Raw genomic sequence first — 19888 nt, forward strand, 5'->3', positions numbered from 1 at the left:
ACGACTGCCGGGCGGCTACCCGAGGGCAGGATCCGGCCAAACTCGGGACAGCGGCTGCACGGGGGCGCACTCGTCCAGTGCTTCGACCCGCACGTCACGGCCCGGGAGGCGGTCAGCCGCCTCCCGGACCGGTCCGCCGCCCGCGGGGAATGAGGCGGCGGCTTCCCCCAGCCCACTGGATCCAGGCAGCGGGCCAACCCACGCGACTCCCATGGAAGCGCTCCCCGGATGGCGCGGACAGAGCGCACGGCGGGCGCACAGCCACACACAACCGGAGCACGCGCCCCTCGGTGCACGTCCGCACGGACCAGAATCTCGCCATCCGGGACACCACCTCTTAACGGTCGGGATGCGGGGAACTACGCTGGGTTTACGAATGCCCCGCGCCTATGCCGGGGCGGGCGTCGCGTCGTCGAGGGGTGCGCATGTCCAGGGAGCCACGCGGGCCGAACGAGAAGCTCGGCACCGTCCTCGCCCTCGCCGGGATCAGCAACGCCGGTCTCGCGCGCAGGGTCAACGACCTCGGTGCGCAGCGCGGATTGACGCTTCGCTATGACAAGACGTCCGTCGCGCGCTGGGTCTCCAAGGGCATGGTGCCCCAGGGAGCGGCGCCCCATCTGATCGCGGCGGCCATCGCCGGCAAGCTCGGACGGCCGGTCCCGCTGCACGAGATCGGCCTCGCGGATGCGGACCCCGCCCCGGAGGTGGGGCTCTCCTTTCCGCGCGATGTCGGCCAGGCCGTGCGGTCCGCGACGGAGCTGTACAGGCTGGATCTCGCCGGTCGGCGAGGGGGCGGCGGCATCTGGCAGAGCCTGGCCGGATCCTTCTCCGTCAGCGCCTATGCCACGCCCGCCTCCAGGTGGCTGATAACCCCTGCCGACAGCTCGGTGGCGCGCGAGGCCCACACGGCGGCCGGGGAGACCGAGGGCACGGGCGGCCCGGACGGGGCCATACCGCAGCGCGTGGGCCACAGTGACGTCAGCAAGCTGCGGGAGGCCGCGGAGGACGCGCGCCGCTGGGACTCCAAGTACGGCGGGGGCGACTGGCGTTCGTCGATGGTCCCCGAGTGCCTGCGGGTCGACGCAGCTCCCCTGCTGCTCGGTTCGTACAGCGACGAGGTGGGCCGTTCGCTGTTCGGCGCCACCGCGGAGCTGACGCGGCTGGCCGGGTGGATGGCCTTCGACACCGGCCAGCAGGAGGCCGCGCAGCGCTATTACATCCAGGCCCTGCGGCTCGCCCGTGCGGCCGCCGACGTGCCACTGGGTGGCTACGTGCTGGCCTCGATGAGCCTGCAGGCCACCTACCGCGGCTTCGCCGACGAGGGTGTCGACCTGGCGCAGGCCGCCCTCGAGCGCAACCGCGGCCTGGCCACCGCCCGCACCATGAGCTTCTTCCGCCTGGTGGAGGCGCGGGCCCAGGCGAAGGCCGGGGACGCACCGGCGTGCGGTGCGGCACTGAAGGCCGCCGAGGGGTGGCTGGAGCGGGCGCGCACGGGCGATCCGGACCCGTCGTGGCTGGACTTCTACAGCCACGAGCGGTTCGCGGCGGATGCCGCCGAGTGCTATCGCGACCTGCGCATGCCGCGGCAGGTGCAGCGCTTCACCGAGCAGGCGTTGGCCCGGCCGACGGAGGAGTTCGTCCGCTCGCACGGGCTGCGGCTCGTGGTGTCCGCGGTCGCCGAGCTGGAGTCCGGGAACCTGGACGCCGCCTGCGCGGCCGGCACGCGGGCCGTGGAGGTGGCGGGCCGGATCTCCTCGGCGCGCACGACGGAGTACGTCCGCGATCTGCTGCACCGGCTGGAGCCGTACGGGGACGAGCCGCGGGTGATGGAGCTGCGGGAGCGGGCGCGGCCGCTGCTGGTGTCGCTGGCGTGAGCGGTGCCGGTGTCGCTGGCGTGAGCGGTGCCGGTGTCGCTGGCGTGAGCGGTGCCGGTGTCGCTGGCGTGAGCGGTGCCGGCGGCGCTGGCGTGAGCGGTGCCGGCGGCGGGATCCGTACTGCCGGCATGAGCGCGACTGCCGGCATGAGCGCGCCTGAACCGTGAGCGTGTGATCACTTCCTTGGGCTCCCCTGCCTGACCTGGGTTTCGACCGGTTGTCAGTGGCGCAGGTCATGATGGGGGGCGTGGGTGAGGCGCCGAGGGGAACCGGTTGCCCGGTCGCGGGTGTGCCGGCAGGCGCGGGGAGGTGACGTGGTGAGGGCGTACGACTGCGATGTGCTGGTGGTCGGCGGCGGCATCGTGGGCTTGTCGACGGCCTATGCGATCACGCGCGCCCGGCCGGGTACGCGCGTCGTGGTGCTGGAGAAGGAGCCGGGTCCCGCGCTCCACCAGACCGGGCGCAACAGCGGAGTGATCCACAGCGGGATCTACTACCGCCCGGGTTCGTTCAAGGCGCGGTTCGCGGTGCGGGGCGCGGCGGAGATGGTGAAGTTCTGCGCCGAGCACGGCCTGCCGCATGAGATCACCGGCAAGCTGATCGTGGCCGCGGACCACGCGGAGCTGCCCCGTCTGCACGCCCTGGTCCAGCGCGGCCGGGAGAACGGCGTGCCGGTGCGCGAGCTCGGCCCCGCCCAGATAGCCGAGTACGAGCCGCATGTGCGCGGCACGGGGGCCATCCACGTCGGTTCGACGGGCGTGTGCGACTACGGCGCGGTGGCGCGCTGCCTGGCCCGTCTGGCGGAGGACGCGGGGGCCTCCGTGCGGTACGGGGCGCAGGTGCGGGTGATCGGGCGGCGTGGTGCGGCGGTCGCGGTGCGCACGGGGCTGGGCGAGGTGCTGCGCGCTCGCGCGCTGGTCAATTGCGCGGGGCTGCACAGCGACCGCGTGGCGCGGCTGGCGGGCGATGATCCCGGCGTGCGGATCGTCCCGTTCCGCGGGGAGTACTTCGAGCTGGCCCCGGGGCGTACGGATCTGGTGCGCGGCCTGGTCTATCCGGTGCCGGACCCGGCCTTCCCGTTCCTGGGCGTCCATCTCACGCGCGGCATCGACGGCACGGTGCACCTGGGGCCGAATGCGGTCCCGGCCCTCGCCCGTGAGGGGTACGGCCGCCTGACGCTGCGTCCCGGCGAGCTCGCCGGGACGGCGGCCTGGCCCGGCTCCTGGCAGCTCGCCCGCCGCCACTGGCGGTACGGGGCGGGTGAGGTCCGTCGTTCGCTGTCCAAGCGCGCCTTCACGGAGGCGGCCCGCCGGCTGCTGCCGGAGGTGACGGCGGAGGATCTGATACCGGCCCCGTCGGGCGTCCGGGCGCAGGCGGTGCTGCGGGACGGCACGCTCGTGGACGACTTCCTGTTCGCGGAGTCGCCGCGGGTGGTGCACGTGCTGAACGCACCGTCCCCGGCTGCGACGGCGGCGCTGCCGATCGGGCGGGAGGTGGCCAGGAGGGCGCTGCGGGCAATGGAAGCGGCCTGACCTGCAGAAATCGTGATCCCCTGGCCAGTTTCGACACGCCCGTAGAATTGAAGAACTGTGTCCGAGAACCACGCTTCCCCCTCAGCCCCCGTGACCGCCGACGAGCAGGCCGGTGCTCCGGCCGCCGAAGCAGCCGCTGCAGCAGCCGTCGAAGCAGCCGTCGCTTCTGCGGCCGCTGCGCAGCCCGCGCGCGGCCGTCGCGAGCCGATGTTCCCCGACGGTCCGGCGCCGGACCCGGCGGGCTCGCACCACGAGCGGCGCATCCGCTCGTTCCAGCCGCGCCGCAGCCGGGTCACGACCGGCCAGGGCGAGGCCCTGCGCCGCCTGTGGCCCAAGTGGGGTCTGGACATCGACGGCCTGAGCAAGCTGGATCTCGGTGAGCTCTTCGGCGACCCCGAGCTGCCCGTCGTGCTGGAGATCGGCTTCGGCATGGGCGAGGCCACGGCCGAGATGGCGGCGGCCGACCCCGGCACCGGCATCCTCGCCTGCGACGTGCACACCCCCGGGCAGGGCAATCTGCTCGGTCTCGCCGAGCGGAACGGCCTGACCAACGTCCGTGTCGCCAACGGCGACGCGATCATCCTGCTGCGCGAGATGCTCGCTCCGGACTCGCTCGCCGGCCTGCGCGTGTACTTCCCGGACCCGTGGCCCAAGAAGCGGCACCACAAGCGCCGGCTGATCCAGCCGGAGTTCCTGGCGCTGGCGGCCACGCGCCTGGCCCCGGGCGCCCTCCTGCACTGTGCGACGGACTGGGAGCCGTATGCGGAGCAGATGCTGGAGGTGCTCTCCGCGGCACCGGACTTCGAGAACACCCAGGCCGACGGCGGCTTCGCGCCGCGCCCGGAGTTCCGTCCGCTGACGCGCTTCGAGGGCCAGGGCCTGGACAAGGGGCACGTGGTCCACGACCTGCTGTTCCGCCGCAAGGCGCACTGAGGCACTGACGCACGCCGGCAGGTGAGGGTGGGGAGTACCGGCTCCCGGAATCCGACGCTCGGAATCCGGCCCCCGGAATCCGGCCCCGGAATACCGGAGCCGCCCCGGCGTCCCTTGGTTAGGGTCATCGGGTGCATGAGTCCCCACCCCACCAGCAGCCGACGGCCGGGCCGGTGCCCGCCTTCGCGCAGCAGCCGAACTTCTCCGCGATGCCCGCCCCGGCGGGCTGGCGCTACAAGCCGCGCCGCGCCCTGTGGGACAACAAGGCGGTGCGCGCAGGCGCGCTGATCCTGCTCCTGGCCCTGTGCGGCCTGGTCATCCTCGCCCTGGTGCGGGAGCAGACGGGCACCGAGGGGTTCCTGGTGGGGCTCGGCCTCGCCGTGCTGCCCGTACCCCTGCTCGTGGCGGCGTTCCGCTGGATGGACCGGGTCGAGCCCAAGCCCTGGCGGAATCTGGTCTTCGCCTTCACGTGGGGCGCGTGCGCGGCCACCCTGATGGCCATCATCGCGAACGGTTACGCCACGGAGTGGCTGGTCAGCTCCGTCGACCTCGCGCAGCGCCCGGAGGCCGACAAGTGGGGGGCGACGTTCGTCGCACCCGTCGTGGAGGAGACCGGCAAGGCGGCCGCGGTCCTCCTGCTCTTCCTCTTCCGCCGCCGGGACTTCAACAACACCGTCGACGGCGTGGTGATCGCGGGCATCACGGCCACCGGCTTCGCGTTCACCGAGAACATCCTCTACCTGGGCAACGCCTTCGTGACCGACCAGAGCTTCGGCCGCGACGGGGTGCCGGCAGCCACGGTGGCGACGTTCTTCATGCGGGTCCTGATGTCGCCGTTCGCGCACCCGCTCTTCACCACGATGACGGGCCTGGGCTTCGGCATCGCGGCGACCCTCGCCCCGCGCCGCAAAATCACCCGCATCCTCATCCCCTTCGCGGGCCTGCTCACGGCGATGGTCCTGCACGCGGTCTGGAACGGCTCGGCCAGCCTCTCGCCCCTGGCCTTCCTCGCGGTCTACGCCCTGTTCATGGTCCCCGTCTTCGGCGTCCTGACCTGGCTCGCGATCTGGTCCCGCCAGAACGAGCTGCGCACCATACGCACCTTCCTCCCGGCCTACCAGGCCGCGGGCTGGCTCACCCCGCCCGAGCCCCTCGCCCTCTCCTCGATGCGCGCCCGGGGCATAGCCCGCGACGTCGCCCGCCGCACCGGCGGCCCGGCCGCCGCCCGCACCGTCGCCGAGTACATCTCCTTCGCCACGTCCCTGGCCTTCCTCCGCCAACGAGCCCACAGGGGCACGGCGGGCCCGGACTTCACAGCCCGGGAACAGGAACTCCTCCACCACCTCTGGCACCGCAAACACGTAGCCCAACCGGCCTTGACCCAGGCTTCGGCGACGTTGCCGCGGCCGTTCGTGGCGATGCCGCAGGGATGGGCCGCGCCCCCGTGGCAGGGGGTGCAGCGTCCCGGGCCCTGGCAGGGCCCGGGACCGAGCCGTTAGCAGCCTCATCGCTCCGACGACACGGTGCCCGGCCGCCCTTGCTCAGAAATTCGGGCCTGCGGGCTCGGGTTCCGCTTCCGGGAACATGAGCTGCCCGGACTCCACAGGCTTAGAACCGACGGAGGGGTGAATCGCAGCCGGTGCGCCGAGCCCGGTATCCGGTCGAGCAGCCGAAATCACGGTGCGGGTACCGTCCATGCCCGGGCTCGGCTGCCTGTCCGCACGGAGTGCTGCCGCGATCGCCCTGCCCACGGCCTCTGCGACCGGGGGCGGGAAGGCGTTGCCCACCTGGCGGTAACGGGCGGTCTTCCCTCCCTGAAACGCCCAGTGCCGCGGAAATCCCTGGATGATCGCAGCCTGTTCGACCGTAAGCATGGGCCCGTTCTCCCTGAAGAGATCGCGGTCGGGATCGCACTGGTCAGGGTTGTTGGCCACGCCCATCGCATCGACACCGAGCTCGGCCCATGCGGCCTTGGCCCGGCTGGGCCCCAGATCGGCCCCGCCGTGCTTCTTCGAACCACCGACCAGAGTCGGGGCCTCAGTGCCACGCGCTGTCGCCTTCGCCAGCCACTTGTCGAAGACGGCCTTCCCCTCGGCCCCGAACGGCTCGCACCGCTCCCGCATGGTGCCTTCGAGAGCCTCAGCCACAGTGACGATCTCCCCGCAGCCCACCGGCCACTCGAAGGCCGCATCAGTCATGTACCCCGCGGCAATCGCGACCAGGACGGCCCGGGGGCGGAGCTGTGGAACCCCATGACGACAAGCTTCGATCAGCTGCCAGCCGCAGAACATATAGCCGTAATCCTCCAGCTCTGCAGCGATCCGTGCGCGGTAGTCGTTGAACTTCGCATCCAGGATCCCCTTGACGTTCTCGATCATCACCGCCTTCGGCCGGAGCTGATCCACCAGCCCGAGCATCCTGGGGAAGAGGTCGCGCTCATCCTCCTCCCCCAGCTGCCTCCCCGCGATGGAGAACGGCGGGCAAGGCACACCACCTGCCAGCAGGTCCAGCTCGCCCGGCTTCAGCTCAAACTTTGCCAGCTGCTCATGCGTGAAGGGGTTGATCTCATTCACGTCGCCCTCGACGACCTCGCAGCCGGCCCACTCCGGGTGATCCAGCACATTCGCGCGCAGTGTCTTGCATGCAAACTTGTCGATCTCCACGAGCGCAAGGTGCCTGAAGCCGGCCTGGTGCAGACCGAGCGCCTGCCCCCCGGCACCGGCGCAGATCTCGATGGACGTCAACGGTCTACCGCTGGAGTTCATGGTCCCCCTCATTGCGATCCGAGCAGACGCCACAGTTTCGCACCAAGGAGTGACATATCGAACTGGAGTTCCAAAGCGAGGCTGCCATGCACACTCTGAAGCTCTGCGGACTTGGCCCGAACTTCCGATCCGGATTGCTGCCCTCCGGCAGAATGGACACGTGCCTGTCATCCCCCCCTCGCCTCGTAAGTCGGCCGAGATGAGTCGCCAGGCGAGTCGGAACACGACCCCTGAAATGGCGGTGCGGCGCCTCCTCCACAAGTCAGGGCACCGCTACCAGCTCCACAGCAAGGTGCCGGGCATGCCGCGGCGCAGCATCGACATCGCCTTTCCCGGCATCAAAGTCGCCGTCTTCCTCGACGGCTGCTTCTGGCACGGTTGCCCGCAGCACGCCACCAGCCCGAAGGCCAACGCCGACTGGTGGCGGCAGAAGCTGGATCGCAACGTCGCCCGCGACTTGGAGACCACAGAGCAGCTGATCGGAGCCGGCTGGACAGTGCTGCGCTTCTGGGAGCACGAGGACCCCGCCACCGTGGCGGCCGACGTGGCCGCAGCCGTCGCCGTGGCACGGGCGTCCCGACGCTGAGCTCCATCCTCGCGCGCACTACGGCCCGAACCAATTACATGGATCGGGCCTCGATGTCAGATACGTGGACTACGGTCGTTATCAGTTGTACAAATTCCGTCACCGCACGTAACCCGAGCCGACAACTTGGACGCCAAGGCTGAACATGACCGACTGGAAGTTCGACGTTCCCACAACAGGGAGCAAGCACCTGCCGCCCGACCCCCGTTACGTCGAGGCTCTGAGCAGCCAGGGATACGGGTTCGAGGTCGCCGTAGCCGACCTCGTGGACAACTCCATCGACGCGGGCGCCAAGGACGTGGTTATCCACTTCCTCCGGGACGGCGACCGGTTGGTCTCACTTCTCGTGGTCGACGACGGCCACGGCATGGACGAAGAGGCGCTGGACGTCGCCATGACCGTCGGCGGCCGCCGGGACTACGCGTCGGGCGCCCTGGGCATGTTCGGCACCGGCCTCAAATCCGCCTCGCTGTCGCACGCCGATGCCGTTACCGTCGTCAGCACCACCAAGCGGACCCGAACGGTCGGCCGGAGGTGGCGGATGGAACATGCGCGAGCGGACTTCCAGTGCGACATCGTCGACCCCGCCTACGCGCAGAGTCTGATCGACCGGTACGACAACAACCGCCCCATCCAGTGGCAGGGCACCGTTGTCCGCTGGGACGGGGTCAAGGACTTCCCCAAGCACGGCGGGAGTGGCCAGACCGACCGCTATCTCCAGCGGACGATCAACAAGCTCGGCCTCCACCTCGGCCTGTACCTGCATCGCTTCCTGGCGCGGAACGATTTCAACATCACGATCGCCGTCGAGGACGTCCGTACACGGACCGTGTACCTGGACTTCGGCGTAGAACCTCTCGACCCGTTCGGATACCCGGTGTCGGGAAGCGCGGACTATCCGCGTCGATTCACCACGACCGTTCCGGGGGCGGCGATCGACCTCTCCCTCGAAGCCCACGTCTGGACGCCCAAGTCGAACCTCGACGAGTACCGGGCAGTGGGCACAGTGATCGACCGTCAGGGTTTCTACTTCTATCGCAACGACCGCCTGGTGCAGGCCGGCGGCTGGAACAACTTCCGCCAGCCCGAACAACACCTCTCGCTCGCCCGGGTCGCCGTCGACCTGCCCTCGGTGCCGAACGACGTCTTCCGGCTGACAGTGAAGAAGTCCGGCGTCGACACGTCCCCCGAGTTCATCGAGGGGTTGGAGAAGGCCACCGACATGCGGGGACGTCCGTTCACGCAGTACCTCGCGGATGCGGACGCCGTTTACCGGGAGGCCCGAAAGCGCTCCGGCACGGTGCGCAAGCCCGTGATCGGACCGGGACGTGGGCTCGCGCCCGAGGTGCGGGCCACCATCGAGGAGGAGCTTCCCCTGCTCCCCCTTGAGGAACCGATCGCGATGGTGTGGCAGAAGCTCGACACGGATCTCTTCTTCGAACTGGATCGGGAGAACCGTCTCGTCGTCCTCAACCAGCACTACCGTCGGGCGATCCTGGGTGGTCGGGACGGCAGCCTCAACGATGCCCCGCTCCTGAAGTCGCTGATGTACCTGATGCTGCACCGCGTCTTCGAGAAGGAATACAGCGGCTCCCGGGAGAAGGACAATCTGCAAATGTGGCAGTCGATCCTGGTGGCGGCCGCCCGCAGTGAGCTCGACCGAGTAACCGACCATGACAGCTGACAGCCGGGCCTCCTGGTCCGAGGTCGAGGAGTATCTGGAGTCGGGCCTCAGCGTCTCCTTTCCGTTGGCCTCCCCCGGCTCTCCCCGTGTGGACTACGTGGTCTCGGACGACCGTGACATAGCGCTCCACCTCCAACTGAGCCCACGACAACGGCTTCCCAGGTCACCGCACCCCCTCATACGCGTGGAGGAGATCGCCTACCAGGGCCTCCGCATGGCGCGGCTGCGTACGACGCAGCGCACTCTGATGCGCGACTTCCACGACCTCCTCTGCGCTGTCGCCGACCGGGTGACCTTGGGACACCGGACTCCTGAGCAAGCCTTCGGTGAGACGGTGCGTGCCTGGCGAGCTCTGCTCGAAAAGCCGCGCGCGCTCTCCACGGAGAAGCGAATAGGCCTGATGGGTGAGCTGGCGGTCCTGGGAAGCCTGGCCGATGCCCACGGCTGGAGCAGCGCCGTCAATTCGTGGAAGGGCCCGCTCGACGAGGAGCACGACTTCAGCACCGAGGCGTACGACGTGGAGGTGAAGACCACCTCCGCAGAGGAACGCGAGCATTCAGTCCACGGATTCGGCCAGCTGACGCCGTCGCCCGGTCGCCCTCTGTGGTTCGTCTCCGTACAGGTCACCCGTGGAGGCGCGGGTGGGCGGACTCTCACGCAGTGCGTCGAGTCCGTCCACAGCGAGGTCGCCGAAGAGGCGCCCACCGCACTCGACCGCCTCGATCTGCTCCTCGGCAGGCTCGGTCTGCCGAGCGGCCCGGACGACGAGCGGTGGAGGATACGCACTGCTCCCCTCGTGCTGGAGGCCGCTGATCGCTTCCCTTCCCTGAGCCGCTCCGTCCTTAACGGCCTCCCGAAGGAGGCCGCCGAGCGGATCAAGGACATCGACTACCGCATCGATCTCACCGGGCTGGACCCGTCGCCCAACCCTCCGGAGGCTCTGCACGGCCCATTCCGGCTGCCCCAGTGATCGCTCAGCACTCTTCCGCCCGCAGCAAAGCCGAGGAACAACCACATGACGCCCACTGAGAACGACAAGGCTCTCCTGGAAGTGCACCGGAGTGCCCTAGAGGGCATGCCAGCCGGCAAACCCATGCCCCTGTCCACAATCGTCGCCTTCCATGCCGACGTGCACGGCATCACCGTGGACTCGTCCGAAGCCGCGTTCCGGGACGCCATCACCCGTGAAACCGAGGAGTCGCTCGCCCTGCTGAAGCTGTGGCGCAGGCACCTCACCTACTGGGACCGCGCAACGGACGCTTCCGCCCGTTCCTGGTGCTCGGGCAGCGAGGCCCGGACCGAGGGGCGTCGGACAGCCGTATTCGACCGCCTCGGCCTGGAAGCCGCGACGCGCAAACTCCTCGACGACGCGATCCCCGTCACCACGGAGGCGGGCCCGGTCGTCATAAGCCAGGAGTACACGCCGTGGCGCGGCATCGGGACTCCCCGAGGTGTCGACTGGTACTGGCCCGCGTACGAGCGCTACCTGCGTGAAGTCAAGGGCTGGCCGGTCGAGACGGTGGCGGATCTGGGCGATGCTGCCGAACGCGTCGTGGAACGACTGGCGGACCCCACGTCGGCCGAGGCATACCAATCGAAGGGCCTTGTCGTCGGATACGTCCAGTCGGGCAAGACCGCGAATTTCACAGGCGTCATCGCCAAGGCGGTCGACGCCGGTTACCGACTGGTTATTGTGCTCGGCGGGACTCTGAACCTGCTGCGCGGCCAGACCCAGCGGCGGCTCGACATGGAGCTCGTCGGCCGGGAGAACATCCTGCGCGGGACGGTGGAGACCGAATCCGACTACGCGGACGACCGCGACTGGCTGCGCGACCGCTTCATCAAGCACTCCGGGCTTCCCTCCGAACTGGGTGCCTTCGATATCGAGCGCCTCACCACCCGGGAGAACGACTACAAGTCCCTGGCCCAGGGGATCCGTGCTCTGGAGATCGAAAAGCGCGAAAAGTCGCTCCCTCTGCACGACCCCCGCAACCTGGACCACGCTGCAGCCCGGCTGATGGTGGTCAAGAAGAACAAGACAGTGCTGGCCAAGCTCGTCAAGGACCTGAAGAAGATCAGCGGGCTGCTCGGCGAGATCCCCACCCTGATCATCGATGACGAATCCGACGAGGCATCGGTCAACACCGTCAACCCCCGCCGCAGCGGCAACGCGGAGCGCACCGCGATCAACGAGAAGCTCTCGGAACTGCTGAGCCTGCTCCCCCGTGCCCAGTACGTCGGCTACACCGCTACCCCGTTCGCCAATGTGTTCATCGACCCCAGTGACACCGCGGACATCTTCCCCAAGGACTTCTTGATCTCCCTCTCGCGCCCAAAGGGCTACATGGGCGTCCAGGACTTCCACGATCTCGACCCGCTGTTGGTTCCGGAGGACGAGCGCATCGTCGCCAATTCCAACGAGCTGGCGTACGTCCGGTCCATCGACGCCTCCGAGGAAGAGGACGACGATCTCTCGCTGAGACGAGCCATGGACATGTTCGTCCTCACCGCCGCGGTCAAGATCTTCCGGGAGATCGAGGATCCCTTGGTCCCGCCGGAGACGTACCGGCACCACACCATGCTGGTACACGAGTCCCGGCTCACCGCGGACCACCGGGAGCTCAAGGGCCGCATCCTCAAGCTGTGGGACGAGTCCGGCTACACGAGCGCGGCCGGTCACGCCCGCCTGCGCGAGCTCTTCGAGTCCGACCTGCTCCCCGTCTCCCGTGAGCGGGCCGGCGGCTACGCCGTCCCGGAATCGTTCGAGAAGCTGGCCCCTTACATCGGCGCCGCGACGGCCCGCATCGGCGGCGATCTCAACCCCGTCATCGTCGTCAACGGCGACAAGGACATCGAGAGCGGCGAGGTCGACTTCGAGCGCCGCTCCATCTGGAAGATCCTGCTGGGCGGACAGAAGCTGTCCCGCGGCTTCACCGTGGAAGGCCTGACCGTCTCGTACTACCGTCGCCGCGCCGGCAACGCCTCCACCATGATGCAGATGGGCCGCTGGTTCGGATTCCGCGAGGGCTACCGGGACCTGATCCGACTCTGGATCGGCCGGAACGAAACGGCAGGCAGCAAGGAGCTCGACCTCTACGAAGGATTCGAAGCCATCTGCCGGGACGAGGAGTCCTTCCGGGCCCAGCTCGCCCAGTACTCGGTCCTGGTCGACGGCCGCCCCCAGGTCACCCCTGCCCAGGTGCCACCGCTGGTCTCCCAGCACCTGCCCTGGCTGAAGCCGACCAGTCCGAACAAGATGTACAACGCCCGGCTGGTGGAGGTCAGGTCCCCGGGCGAATGGCAGGAGCCGACGGCCTACCCGACGCAGCCGACGGCACTCCGGCACAATGTCGGGCTCTGGACCCCGATCCTGGGACAACTGCCCACCGCCCCGGCCACCTTCACATATGAGTTCGACGACGTTGCGCGACGCCACCGTGTGGAAGCCCTCGCCGGCGCCGTGTCCGCAGATGCGGTGCTCAGCGTTCTGTCAGCCCTGAAGTGGCACTCCGGCGAGCAGTTCGCACCCCACCTGGCTTACCTGGAGGAGATCACCAAGCACTCCGGTCAGATCGACGACTGGCTCGTCGTCGCCCCGCAGCACACCGCCCGGCGGCAGCAGATCATCCTCGGCGACTCCGCCCGGTCCTTCTCATGGTTCGGCGTGGAACGGCGACGCGACCCCTTGTTCGGCGCGATCAGCAATCCGCGGCACCGCGCTGCACTGCTTCGGATCGCCGGGGCACTGCCTTCCTGCGGGGATGCCGTCACCGAGCAGTACGTGACGGAGCGGCGAGGAGTCATTGCGCTGTATCCGATCGTGGAGAAGCGGAACGCCGATGCGATCACTCCGGACGGGCACATCGACCCCGGCAAGGTGGTGATGGCCTTCGCTTTCGTCGCCCCTTCAGCGGCGCGTGGCCGGAGCAACCAGGTGGTCCGGTTCACCACGATCGACTCGTCCCGAGAGAACGAAGCGATCATCTCGCAGTGACTCGAGCACCTTCCTCGCCTGTTCCACCCGAGCCTTCCAGGAGATCCACCGTGCCGACGCCTCGCCTCACGTCTCTCGAGATCTGTGCCGGCGCCGGAGGGCAGGCTCTCGGGCTGGAACAGGCAGGATTCGCTCCCTTGGCTCTGATCGATAGCGACCGGGACTCCTGTGAAACCCTCCGCGCCAACAAGGAGGAGTGGAACGTTCTGGAGGTTGACCTGCTCACCTTCGATCCTGCGGAGCATCCGTACCTCTACGACGTGGATCTCATGGCGGCCGGTCCGCCTCGGGTGAGGTCGGTGACCGGCGGGAAGAAGCTCCCGCAGGACCTCGAAGCGCGTGAGCTCCTGAAGGCGACGATCTACCTGGTCCATGCGGTACAGCCCCGAGCCCTCCTTATAGAGAACGTCGCGGATCTGGTCGAGTCCGAGCACCTCACCGATCTGCGCGCCTTCGTCCGCGACGAGCTGGAGCACCTTGGCTACGAGCTGCATCACACGGTCCTCGACGCAGTGGACTTCGGTGTCCCGCAGGAACGGAGACAGGGCTTCTTCGTCGCGCTGAGGAAGGGGTACACGGGCCGATTCCAGTGGCCCGAACCCGTGGTGGATCAAACCCCCACCGTGGGTGACGCACTCAAGGCCTCCATGGCGGAACGGGGCTGGCCGCACGCATCGGACTGGGCGGGGCGCGCAGCACGACCTGCACCGACGATCGTCGGCGGATCAAAGAACCGGGGCGGGCCCGACCTCGGGCAGAGCGGCAGCAAGGCTGCGTGGGAGAAGCTGGGGGTCAACGGCAATTCGCTCGGGGACACGGTGCCTGCGCAGGACTTCCCCTGGCCACCGGAGGCCGAGGAGCGGAAGCTCCTCCCCAAGCTCACCATCCCGCAAGTCGCTGTCCTGCAGGCGTTTCCACCTCGCTGGGAACTGAGGGGGAACAAGACCTCGCGGTACTGTCAGATCGGTCACGCCTCACCGCCGCCGGTCGCCGAGGCAGTGGGGCGAGCGATAGCCGACGCGCTCGGCCACGAACGGGATGGGGAGGCATGAGCCATGACCCGGGCGGCGTGAACAGCCGCCCCGTGCCCTCTCGGCACAGTATCCTCCGCAGACTAGACTTTCCCACCATGACCAGCCCTGCCTCCGACTCCGCCCGTGTCGAACCGATCAAGGTGATCGACTTGTTCGCGGGAGCCGGGGGCTTCTCTCAGGGGTTTCACGCGTACGCGCCCGAGGGGCATGGGTCGTCACCGTTTCACTCCGTGGCGGCAGTGGAGTTCGACAAGGCTGCGGCGTCCACGTACGCGGAGAACTTCCCGGACGCAGAGGTACATGACGGCGACATCCAGACCTGGGATCCCGGACCGTTCATCGGCTCCGACGTGATCTTGGGTGGCCCACCATGCCAGGGCTTCTCAGGGCTCGGCAACGAGAATCCGGATGACCCACGCAACCTGCTGTGGCAGGAATACATCAAGGTAGTGCAGAAGGTCTCACCCAAGATTTTCATCATGGAAAACGTCGACCGGTTCCTGCGTTCCGGCCAATTCGAAGCGCTGCGGGAGATCACTGAACGCGGCGGGCCACTGGACGCATACGTTCTGCGCGTCCAAATCCTCAATTCGGCAGACTACGGAGTTCCGCAGGCCCGTCGTCGGGCCATCGTAATCGGCACACACAAGGACCTGGGGAAGGCTGTCGAGCACCCTCACCCCACACACGCCCGGAACACTCACGCATGGCAGCCGACTTTCAGTGAGGGGGGCGTTACCGAACCTCCGGAGCCCTGGGCGGCAGTCGGGCCGACAGTCTTTTCTCGCTCCCAGCACAAAGAACTCCGGGATCTTCCCGACCGGCCGAGTATTTCCCGCCTGGGTCACTCTCTGCCAGGGTTTTACCTCACTGATGAACTGCACATCCGCCGCACTCCTGAACCACTGTCCCTGGCCCGCTACGCCGCCATTCCGCCCGGCGGCAATCGACACGACTTGCGGGGGCGGCACGCCTACATCAACGGCGAGCGCGTCTACCTCTCGACAAAGAGCTGGGATAACCACAACAGCGGCTCGGGCGACGTCATGGGTCGGATGCACGCGGACCGCCCCTCCGTGACCATTCGCACGGAGCACTTCAAGCCCGAAAAGGGACGGTACCTCCACCCCACAGAGGACCGTCCCATCACCCAGTTCGAGGCAGCCCTCATCCAGGGCTTCCCTGAGGACTTCAAGTGGTACGGCACAAAGACACAGATTGCCCGGCAGATCGGCAATGCCGTACCCGTCGGTCTGGCCAAGGCTCTGGCTTCGGTGGTCTACGAAGCCCTCAGAGTCCGAGACCGGTCTTCGCGAGACTGACGCCCTCAGGGCGGGGGACTGCCAGCTCCTCCAAGGTCTCCTTCCCCCGCACGGGGGCCACAGCCGCCAGCCGCTCGAACCACTCCACCAGCGTGCTTATGGAGCGTTCGTCGACCCGCCCGTCGTCCGGCCCGGCGGGCAGACGGTCGTCGGGAGTGTCCACAGCGCCCCCGATGGCGTTGATCCAGTCCTGCAGCTCGTCGGCTTCCTGAAGCTCGTCCGGCGCCAGAACCTCGTAAATCATCGTGGCGGACGCCGCATACGCCGCCTTCGCCAGTCCGTTCACCTCTCGGCCGGTGCTGGTCACCCGGCTCTTCAAAAGGCGGACGACTGCCTGCGCGGCTGGACGGTGCAGGACCAGCTCTTGGCGGAGGACCGTGTTCAAGACGTCCTGGTTGCCACAGGCGATCTCTACCGGCCGGTAGTCCGGGCCGTCCCGGAAGAGCTCTGCCGCCCACCACAGCCGTGAGAAGCATTGGGAGTGCCAGGGGCCGGCGTAACGGGCCGCCTGGCCCACTGCACGGCGGTCGTCCTCCTTAGGCCTACCCCACCGCCACCGCACGAAATCCGGAGCCACGCACATCGCCAGAAAGTTCCAAAGACCGGCTTCCGTGGCCTCGGCCCTCGTGATCCGCAAGGTGTAATGCAGGCGGGGAGCAAGCCAGGCATCGGATGCCGTCGGTGACTCGTCGTGGAATCTACGCATGGCGTCGTCGCACAGCAGGCGGATCGACTTCACCTGCCTCTTCGGCACCGCGCCCTCGGAGAAGTCGGCGCTCTTGAGCAGACGCCGCACGGGCATCGGCTCGTAGCCAGCGAGGACACCGGCAGTAAGGGCCTTGACGGCCACGGAGATCGGTAGCCGACCGATTGTCTGCTCTTCCTGGGGCGTTTCCGACCCGGCGGTTCTCACACCGTCTCCTTCGCACTGGCCATCCGGGCGAGCGACTTGAGCGCGCCTGCCACGGCCTTCGGTTTACGGGACTGGAGGGTCGCGGCGTGCATGACGCGCCTCTGCAGGTCCCCGCCGCTCTGGCCCTCCGTACGCCTCTCAACCAGGTCAGTAAGGCCCTCACCCGGGGAACGGTCCGCGAAGACATCCGGCAGCATCCTCTTGAGGACATCCTCGTGCCAGCCGCCGGGCCATTGCACCTGCCCGTCCTCCATACCACTCGCATAAACCGCGGCGTTGAACATCGCAGCCCATGTCTCGGAAGCTATCTGAGCAGCCATTACCTCACGGACTATCTTCTGCTCGGGAGTGGCCGCATTCTCCAGCACGCCGCGCAGCCCCTCCACCGAGGAATTCAGGTAGAGGACAGGTTCGTCTGCCTGCGCGTCGAGAAGCCATGGGTCATCGCGGAACTCCGTGAGCTCGTGGTTGGTGTCGTCCGTGAAGTCCTTCCAGACCATCTTGATGGAGCGCTGTTGCGTGGGTGTCTTCGCCTCGAAGTCCACACGCCATCGCTCGCTCGCGCTGCCGATCAGGCGACCCGGCTCTCCAGCGACATCCGCCACGATCCAGGCGTCGAGCTCGCAGGCGTCGCACTGCTCCCCGCGACGCAGTTCGACTTCGCCCTGCCAGAACCCGTCATCCGCGCGCGCCAGCTCGAAGGTATGCCGAATCCTGGTCTTCATGTTGCGGACGACAGCGACGCAGGACACTGAGGTCCACGGCCCCGCATCCAGCTCACCGGCATCCGCTCTCACCGAGACCTTGATCCGAATCTCGTTCCAGCGCCCCTTCACCTCGTGCAGAGCGACAACGTGCTCGCGGTCGGAGATCACGCCCAGTGAGCGGGGCGTGTTGTCGACTACGACCTTGTCGGCGGCCAGGACGACCTCGCTGGACAGGACGGGATAGGGAAAGACCGCTTTCATGCCTTGGTCTCCTTCGCGCGGGGCACGTCCACTTCGATACGGGACATGACCGCCGACACAGGATGACTCGCAACGTCGGTCACACCACTGAATACGCCCCTACGCCCACGGAACAAAAGGTTCCCCTCCTCGGTCAGCTCGCAGTTCCTGACCGGAACCAGCCTGCCGGCCCACCTGACGGGGATCCCACCGCCGTCACGGCCCATGAACCGAACCACGGGGGCCAGCACCCAAGGGTCCTCCCGCTCCGGGCACTTCACCGTCACAGTCACCCGCCATGCCGACTGCTCGTCCACATGGCCCTCGATCGCGTGGATCGTCGGGAAGCCCTGGGTTCGCTGTGCCTTAGGAGGGTCGAGGCGAAGCAGTTCCCTGAGAACCTCGGGACCTTCGTCGTCCCCCTGCCCGTCGTCGTGCGGCTGAAGCGCCTCCCGGACACTCTGCTCGGCATGCCGCTTGAAGTTGACGATGCATTGCCGTGCACCGCGCATGTACATCGCGGTGAGATCCTCGGTACCGGTCCAGTCGTTGTGGTCCGGAGGCTCGGAGGCTCGGAGGAGGTGCTCGGCCGCCGCCACATCCGGGGTGTCCTTGAGCGTGGCAGCCCCGGCCAGCAGGACTGCCTGGAAACTCCGGTGGCCGAGGGGGAGATCACCGACCTTCTTGCTGCGTACGACCATGCGCGTGGCCCGCATGTACGAGATGTGATCGGGCGCGGACTCGTCGTCGCCCGCAGGCGTGATGAGCAGTACGGCGTCGTGCGTGGCAGGTGGCGTACGGTCCGAGGTCACGCTCCCCTTCAGACGAGGCAGCTTGAGGGGCACCGTCATGGCGAGGACGTCCTCACGCGTCGTCAAGTCGGTGACGGTACGACCGTCCAGGTATGCCTTCACGGCCCTGGACCGCGCCGGTTCGTACTGGTGTGGATCGATACGCTCCTCGGGCCTGGCCACGCGGCCGTTCCGCCACGAGGTCACGGAGGCCCGAAGGAGCGGAGCCGCGCTCTCGCCCCTCACCATCGATGCCCAGAAGTTACGGGCTACGCCCGATACCAGGCGCTCGTGCATTTCCTCCAGTTGTTCGGTGTCCCCGGACCCGTCGTAGGCCCCAACCACGAGGAAAGACGTTCCGGGCGCTGTGTCGTCCCGTTCCAGATGCAGGCTTCGAGCCGTGTCCCGATCGCCCCACCAGGAGCGGGCGGAGTCGACGCGGTCCGGGTCCGTCACACCGAACCATGCGGGGCCCGCGAATTCCTCCGCCTCCAGAGCATGCCATGGCAGTTCGAGTCGCCCCGCCATACGGCGCTCGTACCTTCCGTCCTGGCTCTCCGAGAGCGTGCTGTTGACGAGCACCAACCCGAACCGACTAGCCGCCCAGAGCGCGGCCTTACCCAGGCCGTAGGAACCGCCCTGAGCGCCCGCCTTGCCACTGTCCAGCGTTCTGCGCACGACCCGGGCGAAGCGCCCGTCGGCGTAGTCGGGGCCGGTCAAGCCGGTGGCGTTGAAGTCATCGACCCTGAGGAGCACAAGGCGTCGAGTGCGCTCCAGCTCCTGGAGTCCGTCGAGGAGTACGCGTCCGACCTTCTGGCCCGGGTCGGCCGCGGCGTGAAGGTGCTTCTCGATCTCGTTCCAACGGAGCGCCTTCAGGAATTCGTCGAGGTGATATCCCGTGAGCTCGTGGAGCACGAATCGGGAGACAACGGGTTCCCCGCCAGGCAGTCGTTCGTCGAGGCTGTTCTGGGTGGCTTCTCGGGCAAGCACCTCCAGGTTTGCCGAGAAGGCGAAGGCCGCCGCGTTGCCGCCTTCACGCCCCCCGTCGGCGGGAGCTTTACGGAAGATCCAGGAGAGCTCCGACGACGAAGCGCCGGGCCGGCGCCGGCTGATCGCATCCTCGGCAGCGACCCCCAAGGCCTCGGCGATCGCGGCGATCTTCTCGTAGCGGGGCTCGGATCGCCCGTTGACCCAAGCGTTCACTGCTGCGGGAGTCACGTCGATCGAGGCGGCCAAGTCCTTCTGGGACATCCCCCGTTGCCTCAACAGCCCCTTGAGCCACTCCGAAAAATCCTGCGGCACGCCGCGCCCTCCCGTCGCTCTACTCCCTCACCGCGCACCCTAGTCGGTTAATCACACATCATCAAATTTACTTTCCTGGCATCGAGTTAGAGCAAAAGGGGCATAACGTCCACTCCGCTAACAACGAAAGCCCTTCACCCAATGGGCTGGACATCCGCACACACGTTGGATCATCATGACTCGGTCGACGCCACCACGGCCCGATCCGGCA

General features: G+C 67.9%; 14 protein-coding genes. 10 read left to right on the plus strand and 4 right to left on the minus strand.

Translation table 11 applies throughout. The annotated features are described in order from the left end of the window. The first annotated feature begins 425 nt into the window (after positions 1–425). The 4 genes from FGW37_RS14855 (at position 426) to FGW37_RS14870 (ending at position 5838) form a co-directional block, all read left to right on the plus strand. Positions 426–1874 (plus strand): NsdA family TPR-like regulatory protein, encoded by a 1449-nt coding sequence (locus FGW37_RS14855; protein WP_179081488.1) that lies wholly within the window; start codon positions 426–428, stop codon positions 1872–1874. Positions 1875–2191: 317 nt separating this feature from the next. Next, positions 2192–3406 carry an L-2-hydroxyglutarate oxidase gene (gene lhgO, locus FGW37_RS14860; RefSeq protein WP_179084706.1) on the plus strand — a complete coding sequence of 405 codons (1215 nt, stop codon included), beginning with the start codon at positions 2192–2194 and terminating at the stop codon, positions 3404–3406. Positions 3407–3463: 57 nt separating this feature from the next. After that, positions 3464–4339 (plus strand): tRNA (guanosine(46)-N7)-methyltransferase TrmB, encoded by an 876-nt coding sequence (gene trmB, locus FGW37_RS14865; protein ID WP_179081489.1) that lies wholly within the window; start codon positions 3464–3466, stop codon positions 4337–4339. Positions 4340–4470: 131 nt separating this feature from the next. After that, positions 4471–5838: a PrsW family intramembrane metalloprotease gene (locus FGW37_RS14870; protein WP_246430393.1), complete on the plus strand. Its 1368-nt coding sequence runs from the start codon at positions 4471–4473 to the stop codon at positions 5836–5838. Positions 5839–5880: 42 nt separating this feature from the next. Here the strand turns inward: FGW37_RS14870 and FGW37_RS14875 are convergent, their stop codons facing one another. Continuing rightward, on the minus strand, positions 5881–7104 hold the full coding sequence (locus FGW37_RS14875; RefSeq protein WP_179081490.1) for a DNA cytosine methyltransferase: 1224 nt from the start codon (positions 7102–7104) through the stop codon (positions 5881–5883). A 160-nt stretch (positions 7105–7264) separates the two neighbouring features. On the opposite strand from FGW37_RS14875, the gene FGW37_RS14880 reads away from it, so the two are divergent. From FGW37_RS14880 to FGW37_RS14905, 6 genes are all read left to right on the plus strand, one after another. After that, positions 7265–7690: a very short patch repair endonuclease gene (locus FGW37_RS14880; protein WP_281394834.1), complete on the plus strand. Its 426-nt coding sequence runs from the start codon at positions 7265–7267 to the stop codon at positions 7688–7690. Between the two features lie 145 nt (positions 7691–7835). Then, positions 7836–9374 carry an ATP-binding protein gene (locus tag FGW37_RS14885; RefSeq protein ID WP_179081491.1) on the plus strand — a complete coding sequence of 513 codons (1539 nt, stop codon included), beginning with the start codon at positions 7836–7838 and terminating at the stop codon, positions 9372–9374. After that, a complete protein-coding gene (locus tag FGW37_RS14890; protein ID WP_179081492.1) occupies positions 9364–10344 on the plus strand; it encodes a PD-(D/E)XK motif protein in 981 nt (326 codons plus the stop codon). The genes FGW37_RS14885 and FGW37_RS14890 overlap by 11 nt, the downstream gene beginning before the upstream one ends. A gap of 123 nt (positions 10345–10467) precedes the next feature. Next, positions 10468–13368 carry a Z1 domain-containing protein gene (locus FGW37_RS14895; RefSeq protein WP_246430394.1) on the plus strand — a complete coding sequence of 967 codons (2901 nt, stop codon included), beginning with the start codon at positions 10468–10470 and terminating at the stop codon, positions 13366–13368. Between the two features lie 50 nt (positions 13369–13418). Then, on the plus strand, positions 13419–14420 hold the full coding sequence (locus FGW37_RS14900; protein ID WP_179081494.1) for a DNA cytosine methyltransferase: 1002 nt from the start codon (positions 13419–13421) through the stop codon (positions 14418–14420). Between the two features lie 77 nt (positions 14421–14497). After that, on the plus strand, positions 14498–15724 hold the full coding sequence (locus FGW37_RS14905) for a DNA cytosine methyltransferase (protein ID WP_179081495.1): 1227 nt from the start codon (positions 14498–14500) through the stop codon (positions 15722–15724). On the opposite strand, the gene FGW37_RS14910 is transcribed toward FGW37_RS14905, so the two are convergent. From FGW37_RS14910 to FGW37_RS14920, 3 genes are read right to left on the minus strand one after another with little or no spacing between them, the layout of a single operon-like run. Then, on the minus strand, positions 15693–16637 hold the full coding sequence (locus FGW37_RS14910) for a DUF6339 family protein (RefSeq protein WP_246430395.1): 945 nt from the start codon (positions 16635–16637) through the stop codon (positions 15693–15695). The genes FGW37_RS14905 and FGW37_RS14910 overlap by 32 nt on opposite strands. Continuing rightward, positions 16634–17605 carry a hypothetical protein gene (locus FGW37_RS14915; RefSeq protein ID WP_179081496.1) on the minus strand — a complete coding sequence of 324 codons (972 nt, stop codon included), beginning with the start codon at positions 17603–17605 and terminating at the stop codon, positions 16634–16636. Before FGW37_RS14915 ends, FGW37_RS14910 begins: the two co-directional genes overlap by 4 nt. Continuing rightward, positions 17602–19677, minus strand: coding sequence for a helix-turn-helix transcriptional regulator (locus FGW37_RS14920; protein WP_281394835.1), 2076 nt, complete (start codon positions 19675–19677; stop codon positions 17602–17604). Before FGW37_RS14920 ends, FGW37_RS14915 begins: the two co-directional genes overlap by 4 nt. Between the last annotated feature and the right edge of the window lie 211 nt (positions 19678–19888).

It is taken from the genome of Streptomyces rectiverticillatus (assembly GCF_013394065.1).
GTDB classification, from domain to species: Bacteria; Actinomycetota; Actinomycetes; order Streptomycetales; family Streptomycetaceae; genus Streptomyces; species Streptomyces rectiverticillatus.